This window comes from Micromonospora sp. M71_S20 (assembly GCF_003664255.1).
GTDB lineage: Bacteria > Actinomycetota > Actinomycetes > Mycobacteriales > Micromonosporaceae > Micromonospora.
Genome location: NZ_RCCV01000001.1, coordinates 4,520,812 through 4,533,999, shown reverse-complemented (window position 1 = coordinate 4,533,999; position 13,188 = coordinate 4,520,812). Strand labels below are relative to the sequence as shown.

Sequence of the window (13,188 nt, the reverse complement as noted above, 5' to 3'; positions counted from 1 at the left end):
CAACCGCGTGGAATCCATCGACGAGCACCTGGTCCGCCGCCTCACCGAGTGGTCCGCGGGCCAGCCGCTTCCCGAGGAGACCTCCCCGGACGTCGACATCGACCCCGGCCTGCTGGTGGACTACCTCGACGCCCAGATCCAGAGCCGGCACCTCGACCTCGCGCTGCGGTGGTTGCAGACCCGGCAGGAGGGGTTCTACACGATCGGGTCCAGCGGGCACGAGAGCAACGCGGCCGTCGCGCTGGCGCTGCGCCCGACCGATCCCGCCCTGCTGCACTACCGCTCCGGAGCCTTCTACGCGGCGCGGGCCGGTCAGGTCGCCGGCTCCACGCCGATCGCGGACGTGCTGCACTCGGCGGCGGCGTCCCGCCAGGACCCGATCTCCGGTGGCCGGCACAAGGTCTTCGGCCACCGGGGGCTGAACATCATTCCGCAGACGTCGACGATCGCCTCCCACCTGCCCCGGGCCATGGGCATGGCGTTCGCGCTCGACCGCGGCGTCACCGACACCGGATACCCGGCCGACGCCGTGGTGGTGTGCAGCTTCGGCGACGCCTCGGCCAACCACTCGACGGCGGCCGGCGCCCTGAACGCGGTGGGCTACAGCGCCCACCAGAAGATCCCGGTGCCGCTGCTGTTCGTCTGCGAGGACAACGGCATCGGCATCAGCACCCGCTCCCCGCGGGGCTGGGTGCGGCGGATGCTGTCGGCCCTGCCCGGCATCCACTACGCGTACGCCGACGGCGCCGATCCCGCCGGCCTGCTGGCGACGGCGGCCGAGGTGGCGCACCGGGTGCGTACCCGACGTCAGCCCGCCGTGCTGCACCTGAGCACCGTTCGGTTCATGGGCCACGCCGGTTCCGACGCCGAGCTGGCCTACCGGACCCGCGCGGAGATCCTCGCCGACCATGCCCGCGACCCGATCCTGGCGACCGCGGCCCTGCTCGCGCGGCGGCGGATCCTCAGCCCGGCCGAGACCCTCACCCGCTACGAGCACTCCCGCAAGCAGGTCATGGACCAGGCCCGGCTGATACCGGGCCGGGTGGGGCGGCTGGACGATCCGGCGGCGGTGACCGCACCACTGACCGCCCGCCGGGTGGGCCGGGTCGGCGCCGCCGCGCGCCGCGCCGGCGCCGGGCGGGAGAGGGCGTTCGGCGGCAGGCCCCCCGAGTCCCGTGGCCCGCTCACCCTGGCCCAGTCGATCAACGCCGCCCTGCACGACGCGCTGCTGACCTGGCCGCAGGCCCAGGTCTTCGGCGAGGACGTGGCGCGCAAGGGCGGCGTCTACGGCGTCACGCGGGGGCTGCGGAAGGTCTTCGGAGCCAACCGGGTCTTCGACACGCTCCTCGACGAGCAGACCGTCCTCGGGGTCGCGCTCGGCGGGGCCCTGGCCGGCACCCTGCCGATCCCGGAGATCCAGTACCTGGCATACCTGCACAACGCCGAGGACCAGCTGCGCGGCGAGGCGGCCTCACTGCGCTTCTTCTCCGACGGGCAGTACTCCAACGGCATGGTCGTGCGGATCGCCGGCCTGGCCTATCAGAAGGGGTTCGGCGGGCACTTCCACAACGACAACTCGGTGGCGGTGCTGCGGGACATCCCCGGCCTGGCCTTCGCGGTCGCGTCACACCCGGCCACCGCCCCCGCCCTGCTGCGCCAGTGTCTCGCCCTGGCCGAGCAGGAGGGGCGGGTGTGTGTCTTCCTGGAACCGATCGCGCTCTACCACCGGCGTGACCTGCACACCGACGGCGACGGCGGCTGGCTCGCCGACTATCCGGAGCCGGCGGACTGGGCGGCGACGGAGAACCCGCTGGGCCAGGTGCGGACGGTGTGCGAGGGCACGGACCTGGCGATGGTCACCTTCGGCAACGGCGTCCCGATGAGCCTTCGGGTGGCCGGGACGCTGGCCCGGGAACGCCAGGTCGGCACCCGGGTGATCGACCTGCAGTGGCTGGCGCCGCTGCCGGCCGTGAGCCTGCGCGCCGCGCTCGCCGGGATCCCGCGGGTCCTCGTCGTCGACGAGAGCCGCACCAGCGGCGGCGTCTCGGAGGCGGTGGTGGCCGCCCTGGTCGACGGCGGCTTCACCGGCCGCATCTCCCGCGTCAACAGCGTCGACAGCTACATCCCCCTGGGCCCGGCCGCGGACCAGGTGCTGCTGGGCGAGGACGACGTGCTGGCGGCGGCCCGCTCGTTGCTCGGGTGATCCCGACTCCGACGGCCTGACGCCGGCGGCCCACCCGACAGACCGGGTGGGCCGCCGGCGCGTGTACGGGACGCGTACGGCGTGTCCGCCCTGTCGAGCTGAGTCGTCCACGACATCAGGCCCCACGTCCGCCCGGACGCCCGGCGCGCAGCGGCCGGGCACGACGTGCAGGCGGCGGCGCACCCGGTGTCCGGGTGCGCCGCCGCCTTTCGACGCGGGTCGGGTCGGTCAGTACCCCAGCTCCGGCTGACGCTTCGTGCCGGTCAACGGCTCACCGGCCAGGTACAGGTCGAAGTTGGCGCAGAAGTCCGCGTAGAGCCGTTGCAGGTTGCCCGAACCCCGGAACGACGTGTGCGGGGTGGCCGTCGTGCGGGGCAGGCTCCACAACCGGTGGTCCGGAGGCAGCGGCTCCTCCTCGAACACGTCGAGCACGGCGCCGGCGATCCGGTCCTGCCGCATGGCGTCGACGAGCGCGTCCTCGACGATCAACGCACCCCGACCGACGTTGACCAGGAGGCCGCTCTCCTTCATCGCCGCGAAGTGCGCGGCGTCGAAGAAGTACCGGTTCTCCTCGGTCAGCGGCATGGCCAGCACCACGGAGTCGGCCTCGGGCAGCAACGCGAGGCGGTCGGCGAACGACTCCACCCGGTCGAAGCCCTCGGCGGGCGTACCCGCGCGGTTGACCCCGATCACGGTGACGCCCAGGGCCCGGGCACGCCAGGCCACCTCACGCCCGATCCCGCCGGTGCCGAAGACCAGCATGGTGCTGCCGATCAGGTCGCGCCCGACGATCCGCACCCACTCGCGGCGCTCCTGCGCCTCGCGCAACTCGGGAAACGCCCGCTGGTGCAGAAGCACCGCACCGATGATGTACTCGGCGATCGGCACGTTGTACGAGTTCCCGGACCGGGTGTAGATCAGCCCCTCGTCGAGGCGGCGGCGCATGATGTCGCCGCCCACCCAGTCGAAGCCGGCGGCGGTGATCTGGATCCAGCGCAGCCCGTCGCACTTGCTGAGCAGCTCGTCGAAGGTGTCCTCGTTCATCGCGCTGCGCAGGATCACCTCGGCGTCGAGGTACTCCTCACGTACCGGCTCGTCCTCCGGCACCGGCGTGAACCGGCACTGCGGATAGCGCTCGCGCAGCTGCGGCAGCAGCTCGGCCAGGTTCGGCGTGATCAGGACGTGGGGTCCCCGGGTGCCGACGGTCATGACGACTCCTGCGCCTGCTTCTTCCGCTCGTTGTAGGTCAGGCCGCCCTTGGCCCAGTTGTCGTACGAGACCTCGTAGAGCAGGACGTGGGTGTTCTCGCGCGGGGAGCCGTACTTGACCAGCACGTCGGTCAGCTCGGCGATGATCGCGTTCTTGGTCTCCTGGTCGCGCTTGCCGATCTCGGCACGGATGATTGCCATCGTCAGTTCTCCTTTGTCGTCGCCGCCGCGGCGAAGTCGGGATTGTTGGCGTACTCGGCCTTGACCGCGAGGTAGGCGAAGGCGTGCGTGACACCGGTCCGCAGCACCCCGTCGAAGACCTCACGGGCCTTCTCGACGTCGCCCTCGTGGTAGTACCAGTTGCCCAGACCGTAACCCTGGGTGACGGTCTTCAGGTCGTTGCCGTCGCACATCGCCCACAGCTGCTCCGGGGTGATGTCGCCGGTGTAGAGCTGCATCCGGCCCTCGTACCCGACGAGGTGGTCCTCCTGGACCAGGCTGATCTTGCGGAACCGGTCGAGCACCTCCTCGGCCTCGGCCGGTCGGCCGAGCCGGCGCAGCGCCATGTACTGCCAGTCCTGCGACGCCACGATGCCCTCCTGGTGCCGCGAGGACTCCTCGGCCGCGCGGAAGCTGGGCAGACAGCCCTCGAAGTCACCGCTGAGGTACTGGGCGACCCCGAGGTGGTACCAGATGCCGGCGTGCAGCGTCGTGTTGTACCGGCCGAGGGCCTCCGGGTCCCGGGCGGCCATGGTGTCGGTGAGGTGCTGCGGGCGCACCTGCTCGGGCCTGCCGAGGATCAGGCTGACGACGTCCTTCTCCACCTCGGGCTGGTACATCTCGTACTCGTCCTCGACGCCGGGCAGCTGGTCGGCCGCGGCGCGCAGGTCGGCGATGGCACCGGCGTAGTCGCCGATCGAGATGCGCCGGTGTCCCCGGAAGCGCAGCAGGCGTGCGCTGCCCGGCTCCAGCTCCAGCGCCTCGGTCAGCAGTGCCACCGCCTCACCGTGCTTGTTGAGGTAGCCCTTGAGCCGGGCGGCGATGACATAGCGGTCGGTCAGCGGTACGGACGTCATGGGCCTGCCTTTCGTCGTCTTCGCGGGTGGTGGCGGGGGCGCCGGGAGGTCGGCGCCCCCGCCACGGCCGTCAGCGGTCGAGCCAGATGTGCCGGTAGAAGCGGTACGTCGGTGTCGGGTCGCCCTGGTATCCCATGACGTCCTTCTGCACCACGTCGAAGTCCGCGTTCAGGAAGGTCATGGCCACCGGCCCGCGCTCGGCCAGGATCTTCTCGGCCTGCTGGTAGAGCGCGGCGCGCTTGTCCTTGTCCATCTCCGAGCGGGCCTGCACGACGAGGCTCTCGTACTCCTTGTCCGACCAGTTGCCGTAGTTCAGGCCGCCGCCGGGGAGGAAGCTGGCGGTGAACCGCTCGTCGGGGTCGTAGGTCAGACCGAAGCCGGACTGGTACATGTCGAAGTCCGCGGACTTCGTCTTCGTGTCGGCGATGGTCGACTCGACCGACTCGATGGTCACCTTGATACCGATCTTGGCGAGCTGCTGCTGCTCCACCTCGGCCGAGCGCACCTGGAAGGCCGAGGTGGCGATGACCATGAGCTTGGCCTCGAAGCCGTTCGGGAACCCCGCCTCGGCCAGCAGCGCCTTGGCCTTGTCGATGTCGGCCTTGCCGTAGATCGGCTCCTTCACCGCGCCGAACCGGTCCGGCGGCAGGTAACCCGAGTTGAGCGCGGTCCCGAAGCCGGAGTTGGCCACGTTGAGGATCTCCTGGCGGTCGAGCGCGAGGAAGATGGCCTGCCGGACCTTCACGTTGTCGTAGGGGGCCTTGGAGGTGTTGAGCCGCAGGTGCAGCGAGAGCGACCCGGATCCGCCGTACCACTTGAGCTTCTCGTCGCGCTTGAGCGCGTCGATGAACTCGGGCGCGGGACGCCAGAGGAAGTCGACGGTGCCACTGCGGACCGCCGCGGCGCGGGCGTTGTCGTCCGGGTTGAAGGTGAAGTCCATCCCGTCGAGGTAGGGGACGCCCTGCTCCCAGTACTGGGCGTGCTTGTCGAGCTTGATGGCCTGGCCGGTCACCCGCGAGGCCATCTTGAACGGGCCGCTGCCGCCGTCGACGCTGCCGTTGAGGCCGCCCGCCTCGGCCACCGTGCGGTCCACGATCGACGAGGCGGCGGTGGAGAGCAGGGTCAGGATGGCGGCGTTCGGCTTGGCCAGCTTCATCTCGACGGTGCGCTCATCGAGCGCCGTGACCGAGCTGATGCCCTCGTAGCTCCGTGCCCGTGGCGCCCGGGTCGCCGGGTCCTTGATCCGCTCGATCGAGTACTTCACGTCCGCCGCGGTCACCTTGCGCCCGCTGTGGAAGACCGCGTTGTCGCGCAGCTTGAACGTCACCGTCAGCCCGTCGGTGCTCTGCGTCCACGACTCCGCGATCGCCGGCTTGATCTCGCCCCGGTACGACTGCACCAGCGACTCGTAGATCTGCTCGTTGATGACGAAGGCCGAGGTCTCCGACATGCGGTGCGGGTCGAGTTCGTTGGCGTCCAGCCGGATCATGATCCGGAGCCGACCGCCGGACTTCGGGGTGCCTGCCGGCTGCGACTCGTCCTGGAGGCGGACGCTGCCGCTCAGGCCGTCGTTGGAGCTGCTGCCGCTGTTCTTGGACGGAGGCTCACCGCCTCCGCAGCCGGCGGCGAGCGCCGAGATGACGCCCACTGCCAGCACCTTGGTCAAAACACGAGTACGCATTGGTCTCCTTGGCTGGTGTCACGATCAGCACTTACAGGTCAGGCCGGCTTCCACGTCTGTCCGTAGACCCGGAGCCAGTTGCCGCCGAGGATCTTGGTCACGTCCGCCGGTGAGAAGCCGCCGTTGAGCAGGGCCTGGGTGAAGTTGGGGAAGTCCGCGGCGTCGTCCATCCCGATCGCCCGGCGCTCGGTCCAACCGAAGTCACCGAGGAGGTTCTGGTGCTCCTTGGAGTTCGACCGCGCGATGGACTTCAGCTGCGCGACCCGCATCGGCTCGGTCCACGTCTCGTCGTAGTCGGTGGCGATCGCGACGTGGTCGATGCCGGCCACCTCGACCACGCGGCTGACGTGCTCGACGAAGCGGGCCAGATCCGGACGCCGGGACGGGTCCTCCGGGTAGTACAGGAAACCGGACAGGGTGGTGATACCCATGACGCCGCCCTGCTCGCCGAGGCGGCGCAGGTAGCCGTCGGACTTGGCCCGGATGTGCGGCGACATGGCGTCGCAGAAGGAATGGGTGACGACGACCGGCTTGGCGGAGGCCTCCATGGCGTCCAGGCCGGTGCGCTCGCCGCAGTGCGAGACGTCGACCAGGATGCCCAGCTCGTCCATCGCCTGGACGAAGCGGCGGCCCCGGTGGGTCAGGCCCGAGTCGGTCTCCTCGCCGCAGCCGGCGCCGAGCAGGTTCTGCCGCTGATAGGTCAGCTGCAGGATGCGGACGCCGAGATCGTAGAAGGTGCCGAGCAGGTCGAGATCGACACCGATCATCTCGGTGTCCTGCGGACCGAAGATGACGGCTTCCTTGCCCTCGGCCTTGGCCCGCTCGATGTCGGCGACGGTCAGCGCGAGCAGCACGTCGTCGGAGTGCTCGTCGATCCACCTGCGGCACCGGTTCACCTCCCGCAGGGCGGTGACCGTGTCCGCGTACGGCCTGGTGACCGTGTGGTTGACGGCGGTTACGCCACCTCGCCGGATCCGGTCGAGGTGGGCGTCGCTGAGTTCGATGACCGTGCTCCCGTCCACCACGGTGGCGGCGGCGTGCAGCTCGGTCGCCTGGTTGGCGGGAATTTCCGTGACGGCAGTGTTCACATCATCTCCAGGATCATCGGAAGATGGGTGAGACCCTACGAGTGCCGCCGGTTCCTGTCCATAGATCCTGGCGAACTCGTCAAATATTGGTTCCTGAGCGACGAATTTCGTCATTCTTATGGATCGCGACTCGCCTCAGGGGAGCATCACGGAACAAATCGGACAGTTCCTGCTGGCCGTGGGGATCCTCCGGGTCCTGCGGGTCGGGGCGGCGGGAAGGCCGCGCGCCACGGCCCGCCGGCGCCCGGCATGATCACCCGCAGCGGGGCTCCGCCGCGCAGCCGGGCGACCGTCGCACGTGCCGTCAGGCGAGGGGGGGAGCCGTGGCCACCGATCGGATCGGGCCGCCCGTCACCGGGGACGAGCGCGAGATGCTGCGCGCCCTCGACCACCACCGGGCGACCCCCGGCGCCGCCCGAACCGTCTCGCCCGGCGCCGCGCCTGTGGGCGCAGTCGCCGCGCTCGCGCTGTCGAGCTGCCCCCATGGACGGGGCAGGGCGGCCGTCCCGGACTCCCCGATGGCGCGGCGGCACACGGCGGTGACGATTGGTCTCATCAACGGGGCAGCTCGACAGCGCGGACAGGGCCACCCCCGCGCTCCGGGCCCTGGCCTCACCAGACCTCGCACCCCGTTCCTCCGGCTGCCGCCCGCCGCTTCCCCGAAGCCGACACCCTCCCCGCGTCCCTCGCGATGAGGTGCGACGGGCGGTCCGACGAGGACCCGCGCCGACAGTCGGTGCCCCCGTCCGCGCTGTCGCTGCTCGGCCCGGCCCGGCAGATGGCGGAGGCGGAGCGGGCCTGGTTCCGCCGGACCGTCGACGGCGAGGACGTGCCGCCGGTCCGGTCGGACTCCGGCGACTTCCAGGGGCGTACGACGCCAGCGGCGCCACCCGCGCCGGGCCGCCCGGTCACCGGCACCGGCGCCGCTCAGCCGGCACCGGGGGCCGGTCGGGTCAGCCGCCGGTGCGCAGCGGCAGCCAGGCCAGCACGTCCTGGATCTTCGCGTCCCAGTACGCCCAGTCGTGCGCGCCGGGGGAGAAGTCCACGGTGAGCGGGACGCCGCGCTCGCGGGCCGCCGTGACGAAGGTGAAATTGTCCTCGTACAGGAAGTCCTCGGTGCCGCAGGCGACGTAGAGCGCGGGCAGGTCGGCGCCCGCCGCCGCGTCGAGCAGGGCGACGGTGTCGTCGTCGGTGCCGGTCACCGTGCGCTCGCCGAAGACGGTGTGCCAGACGGCGGTGTCGAGGGGCGCGGTCGGATGGTGGCGGCGGTTGGCGACGTCGAGCGCCCCGGACAGGCTCACCGCCGCGGCGAACCGGCCCGGGTCACGCAGCGCCCACTTCAGCGCCCCGTAGCCGCCCATCGAGAGCCCGGCGACGAAGGTGTCCTCCCGACGCGCCGAGAGCCGGAAGAACCCATGGCACAGCCGGGGCAGCTCGTCGGTGAGGAAGGTCCAGTACCGGTTGCCGTGCTCCTCGTCGGTGTAGAAGCTGCGCCCGACCTGGGGCATCACCACGGCCAGGCCGAGCGGCGCCACGTACCGCTCGATCGAGGTGCGGCGCAGCCAGATCGTGTCGTCGTCGGACAGCCCGTGCAGCAGGTAGAGCACGGGCGGTTCGCCCTGCCCGGCGCTGCCGGACATGCCGATCTGCGTGGTGGTCTGCTGGGGCAGGATCACCGTCATCGAGGTGCTGAGACCGAGCACCTCGGAGTAGAAGTCGACACGCGTCAGGGCCACGGTCGTCGACCGTAGCGGATCGTCAGGTCCAGTACAGGACCCGGCAGGCCGGCAGCCGGGCGGCCAGCTCGCGCTCGAACCAGGTGCGCAGCTCGGCCATGGTGTCGCGCGGGTAGACGTACTTCACCGCGCCGAACCTGCCGTACTTGCGGCTGCGGACGGACTCGTCCATCTCCAGCCTCGTGCGCGGGTACCAGCCGAGCAGCACCTCCTTGCTGCCCGGGGTGAACCGGTGGGTGATCAGCTCGGCGGTCAGGTCGAGCCCGGGCACCCCGGCGACGGCGTCCGCGACCGCGTCGAGCAGCTCGCCGTAGTGCTCCCGCCAGCCGGGCAGCGGCATGATCGGTGCGACCGTCAATCCCACGGGGTAGTCGTCGAGGGCGAGCCGGCGCAGCGCCGCCAGCCGGTGCGCGACCGTGGCCGTGCCGCCCTCCATCCGCTCGCTGACCGGGCGGCAGTTGACGCTGAACCGCACGCGGGTGCGGCCGGCGTGCGGCAGCCCCACGAACGTGTCGACGTCGGCGTACTTGGTGGTCCAGCGCAGCTGCACCGGGGCGTCCCAGCCGGCGAAGTGCTCCACCGCCCGCCGCCAGCTGCCGGTGAGGTGCTCCAGGGCCAGCGGGTCCGTGTAGCAGGACGCCTCGAAGGTGGTGCCCTCGGCGGCCCGTCCGGCGTTGCGGCTGGTGACCGTGCCCCGCCCGGCGTAGTCGGCCAGGCCGGCGAGGATCTCGTCCAGGTCGGCGTACACCCGCGTCACCGGTGGCCCCGACAGCGAGCCGGCCAGGTAGCAGTACTGGCAGTGGGCCGGGCAGCCCTCCGCCAGGTCGAAGCGCCAGTCCGCGCTGGGCGCGATGGGTTGCAGCTTCCGGCGCGACGGCGGGCTGACCACGATCGCCATGGTCGCCTTCGCCCGCGCGTACGTCTCCCGCTCGGTGGCGCCGCGGACGCCGGTGAGCCGGTTGGCGCGCAGCCGCTCGACCTCGATGCCCAAGGCCTCGACCCGCCGGGCGATCCGTCGGCCGTGCGGGTGCTCCAGCGCGGCCGGCGTGGCGACCACCCGGCGCGGCGTCCATCTCCGCGCCGGCCGCGCCGCCGGCGCCAGCCCGGCCAGGTCGCGGGTCGGCACGCGCTCGCCGCTGGCGTCGTGCGGCGCGGGCGGTACGTCGACGGCCAGCGGCTCGTCGACGTCCACCGGCTCGGCCTCCGGCCTCATCCGCGCCGGTTACCCGCCCCGCGCGCCGGCAACCCCCGGTGCGGTCAGCCGCGCGTCGGCGCCCCGTCCGGCGCGGGCGTGCCCCCACCGGGTCGCGCCGCCGGCGCCAGGCGGGCGTCGAGGGCGTCGAGGTCGGCAACGAACCACACGTGGCCGGAGCGGTTCGACTCGTGGACGAGGGCGCGCAGGGCCGAACTGGCCGCGAGGTGCTCACCGATGTCGCCGACGACGACCAGGCGCAGCCGGTAGTTGACGAACTTCTGCATGATCTCGCCGGCGAAGCGGGTGCCGAGGGCGAAGAAGGAGGCGTCGAGCCGGCTCACCGGCACGGCCACCACCTGGGCGCCGAGGAAGGCCGAGCCGATCAGGTCCAGCGCGTCCTGCTCGGTGGTCACCGGCGGCCCGTCCGGGTCGCACACCAGCACCGGCACCCCGGCTCGCTCCTGGATGACGTCAGGCATCGCCGGCCTCCCCGGTGAGCAGGCCGTTGTCGCCGTCGAGCACGGCATCGACCAGGTGCAGCACGTCGGCGGTGGCCGAGGCGCCGCCCAGGATCACGATCTTCATGCGGTTGCGCTCCTCGTCGTGGACGGTCTGGATGCGCAGCGGGTGCGCGGGGTGGTGGTGGGTGCTGTTCGCCGCGGCCAGGACGAGCGTGGCCAGCCGGTCGGCCGCGGCCCGGTCGACGCCGTCGATCTGCACGATGCTCGACACCTCCACCGCCGCACCGCCGGCGGGACGGGCGGGTGCCGGCCGACCGGTCAGCGCGTCGAGGTCGGCGCGGGCGATCCGGTACTGCTTGCCGATCCGCACCGCCCTGAGCCGACCGGCGCGGATGTAGCCCCGCACGGTGCGCACGTGCAGGCCCAGCCGCTCGGCCACCTGCTCGACCGAGTACATTTCCTCACTCATCGTTCCCTAATCTAGCCCCGGAGGGGAAGGATAGGGAAGCCGTTGTGATGAAGGCGTCGATCCCGCCCGCGCCGGTGCCGGCCGAACGGAACGCGAATATCCATTGCGGCCACCGTCCCGGCCCACCTACCGTCATCGGCGCAAGGTCAACCGAACGACCCAGGGGAGTACGCCGTGTCGCAGCGCACCCGCACCGACGCCGTGTGGCCGACGCCGCGCGGTGGTGCCCCGCTGCCCACGGGCACACCAGCCTGCGGGCGGCGCCGTCCCGGACAGGGGCGGCAACGGGGGTGGCGGCGCGTCTAGCGCCCGCGCGTACGCGCAGCCGCCCACCCCACCGGGGCCGGGCGGCTTTTTCGTCCACCCCGACCGCCGTCCACCTCCGTGCCGGCCACACCCGGCGACGCCACCCGTTCCCAACTCCACAGTGGAAGCAACGACCCGGTCGCCCGCCACGGGCCGACCGGGAGCACGACCGTCACCGGGACGAGGGAGCTGGCTGACCCGCTCGCCTTGGGCGCGAGAGACACGGGGTTCGATTCCCCGGTCCCGGACGGCAGGGCAGGGCGTTCGGCCCTGCCCTGACACGGGCCGTCGGAGCACCGGGAGGCTCACCCGGTGCCGAACCGGCCCACCGCTGCACCCGTCGGGCCCCGCCCGGCGGGCCGGCCGCGCGCTGGGCGCGGAGAGGCCGTGCAGGCCACTCCCTCCGGGTTCGATTCCCGGGCGGTCGTCGATGCCTTCAGGTCCCGCCCCACGGCGGCGACCAGCCGACGACACGAGGAGACGACGATGAGCTACACCCCGCTCGCGGGCACCCGCGCGCCGGTCCGGGTCTGGACCGACCCGTACGGCATCGAGCCGCAGGCCGCCCAGCAACTGCGCAACATCGGCGCGCTCCCGTGGGTGCAGGGCGTCGCGGTCATGCCCGACGTGCACTTCGGCAAGGGCGCCACGGTCGGCTCGGTCATCGCGATGCGGCAGGCCGTCTCGCCGGCGGCGGTCGGCGTCGACATCGGCTGCGGCATGTCCGCGGTGCGCACCTCGCTGACCGCCGCCGATCTCCCGGACGACCTGGCGGGGCTGCGCTCGGCGATCGAGGCCACGATCCCGGTCGGGTTCAACCAGCGGGAGAAGCCGGTCGACCCGCGCCGGGTCCGTGGCCTGGAGCAGGCCGGCTGGGACGACTTCTGGCGCCGGTTCGCCGACCTCGACCGGCGGGTGGCGCAGTTGGAGACGCGGGCCCAGCGGCAGATGGGCACGCTCGGCGGCGGCAACCACTTCATCGAGGTCTGCCTGGAGCAGGGCGGCGCCGACGAGGGACGGGTGTGGCTGATGCTGCACTCCGGCTCCCGCAACATCGGCAAGGAGCTGGCGGAGCGGCACATCGCGGTCGCCCGGCGGCTGCCGCACAACACCGACCTGCCCGACCGCGACCTCGCGGTGTTCCTCGCCGGCACGCCGGAGATGGACGCCTACCGCCGGGACCTGTGGTGGGCGCAGGAGTACGCGCGGCGCAACCGGGCGGTCATGCTCGCCCTGCTCTGCGGGGTGGTCCGGGAGCAGTTCCCGCACGTCGGCTACGACGAGCCGATCAGCTGCCACCACAACTACGTGGCGGAGGAGAGCTACGACGGCGTCGACGTGCTGGTCACCCGCAAGGGGGCGATCCGGGCCGGTCGGGGGGACCTGGGCATCATCCCGGGATCGATGGGCACCGGCTCGTACGTCGTGCGGGGCAGGGGGAACCCGGACGCGTACTGCTCCGCCTCGCACGGGGCGGGACGGCGGATGTCCCGGGCGCAGGCGAAGCGGACGTACAGCACCGCCGACCTGGCCGCGCAGACCGCCGGCGTGGAGTGCCGCAAGGACGCCGGGGTGGTCGACGAGATCCCGGGAGCGTACAAGGACATCACCCAGGTGATGGCGCAGCAGGAGGACCTGGTCGAGGTGGTGGCGCACCTCAAGCAGGTGGTCTGCGTGAAGGGATGACCGCCGACCGGCGCCCGGGAGGGGAGGGCGCCGGTCGCACACCCCGACGGCCCGCGCGATGCCGACCACGCCCGGTTGG

General features: G+C 72.0%; 12 protein-coding genes and 1 tRNA gene. 4 read left to right on the top strand and 9 right to left on the bottom strand.

Annotated elements, in window-relative coordinates:
- Positions 1 to 7: 7 nt before the first annotated feature.
- Positions 8 to 2,203: a thiamine pyrophosphate-dependent enzyme gene (locus tag DER29_RS19425; protein WP_121398620.1), complete on the top strand. Its 2,196-nt coding sequence runs from the start codon at positions 8 to 10 to the stop codon at positions 2,201 to 2,203.
- A gap of 228 nt (positions 2,204 to 2,431) precedes the next feature.
- Here DER29_RS19425 and DER29_RS19420 read toward each other — a convergent pair whose 3' ends face one another.
- The 5 genes from DER29_RS19420 to DER29_RS19400 all read right to left on the bottom strand — a co-directional run bounded on the left by DER29_RS19420 (position 2,432) and on the right by DER29_RS19400 (position 7,256).
- Positions 2,432 to 3,412: a D-2-hydroxyacid dehydrogenase gene (locus DER29_RS19420; protein WP_121398619.1), complete on the bottom strand. Its 981-nt coding sequence runs from the start codon at positions 3,410 to 3,412 to the stop codon at positions 2,432 to 2,434.
- The gene (locus DER29_RS19415; RefSeq protein WP_089000078.1) at positions 3,409 to 3,612 is read right to left on the bottom strand and encodes a tautomerase family protein; all 204 of its coding nucleotides are present in this window, start codon (positions 3,610 to 3,612) and stop codon (positions 3,409 to 3,411) included. Before DER29_RS19415 ends, DER29_RS19420 begins: the two co-directional genes overlap by 4 nt.
- Before the next feature lie 2 nt (positions 3,613 to 3,614).
- Positions 3,615 to 4,487, bottom strand: coding sequence for a tetratricopeptide repeat protein (locus DER29_RS19410; RefSeq protein ID WP_121398618.1), 873 nt, complete (start codon positions 4,485 to 4,487; stop codon positions 3,615 to 3,617).
- Between the two features lie 70 nt (positions 4,488 to 4,557).
- Positions 4,558 to 6,168: an ABC transporter substrate-binding protein gene (locus tag DER29_RS19405; protein ID WP_121398617.1), complete on the bottom strand. Its 1,611-nt coding sequence runs from the start codon at positions 6,166 to 6,168 to the stop codon at positions 4,558 to 4,560.
- 38 nt (positions 6,169 to 6,206) lie between these two features.
- Positions 6,207 to 7,256, bottom strand: coding sequence for a dipeptidase (locus tag DER29_RS19400; RefSeq protein ID WP_158619059.1), 1,050 nt, complete (start codon positions 7,254 to 7,256; stop codon positions 6,207 to 6,209).
- 691 nt (positions 7,257 to 7,947) lie between these two features.
- Between DER29_RS19400 and DER29_RS19395 the strand changes: the two genes are divergently transcribed.
- Complete coding sequence (locus DER29_RS19395) at positions 7,948 to 8,307, top strand: DUF664 domain-containing protein (protein WP_199729364.1); 360 nt, start codon at positions 7,948 to 7,950, stop codon at positions 8,305 to 8,307.
- On the opposite strand, the gene DER29_RS19390 is transcribed toward DER29_RS19395, so the two are convergent.
- Genes DER29_RS19390 through DER29_RS19375 form a run of 4 tightly spaced genes read right to left on the bottom strand, consistent with a single transcriptional unit; the run spans position 8,210 to position 11,117 of the window.
- Positions 8,210 to 8,992: an alpha/beta hydrolase family protein gene (locus DER29_RS19390; protein WP_121398615.1), complete on the bottom strand. Its 783-nt coding sequence runs from the start codon at positions 8,990 to 8,992 to the stop codon at positions 8,210 to 8,212. The two genes, DER29_RS19395 and DER29_RS19390, sit on opposite strands and share 98 nt — an antisense overlap.
- 22 nt (positions 8,993 to 9,014) lie before the next feature.
- Positions 9,015 to 10,205, bottom strand: coding sequence for a spore photoproduct lyase family protein (locus DER29_RS19385; RefSeq protein ID WP_199729363.1), 1,191 nt, complete (start codon positions 10,203 to 10,205; stop codon positions 9,015 to 9,017).
- A 44-nt stretch (positions 10,206 to 10,249) separates the two neighbouring features.
- Positions 10,250 to 10,666: a DUF4180 domain-containing protein gene (locus DER29_RS19380; RefSeq protein ID WP_121398614.1), complete on the bottom strand. Its 417-nt coding sequence runs from the start codon at positions 10,664 to 10,666 to the stop codon at positions 10,250 to 10,252.
- Positions 10,659 to 11,117 carry a helix-turn-helix domain-containing protein gene (locus DER29_RS19375; protein WP_233599936.1) on the bottom strand — a complete coding sequence of 153 codons (459 nt, stop codon included), beginning with the start codon at positions 11,115 to 11,117 and terminating at the stop codon, positions 10,659 to 10,661. The genes DER29_RS19380 and DER29_RS19375 overlap by 8 nt, the downstream gene beginning before the upstream one ends.
- A 481-nt stretch (positions 11,118 to 11,598) precedes the next feature.
- Between DER29_RS19375 and DER29_RS33945 the strand changes: the two genes are divergently transcribed.
- Both DER29_RS33945 and DER29_RS19370 read left to right on the top strand, forming a co-directional pair.
- Positions 11,599 to 11,671 (top strand) — tRNA-Pro (locus tag DER29_RS33945).
- A 238-nt stretch (positions 11,672 to 11,909) separates the two neighbouring features.
- Positions 11,910 to 13,109, top strand: coding sequence for an RtcB family protein (locus tag DER29_RS19370; protein ID WP_121398612.1), 1,200 nt, complete (start codon positions 11,910 to 11,912; stop codon positions 13,107 to 13,109).
- Positions 13,110 to 13,188: the final 79 nt, after the last annotated feature.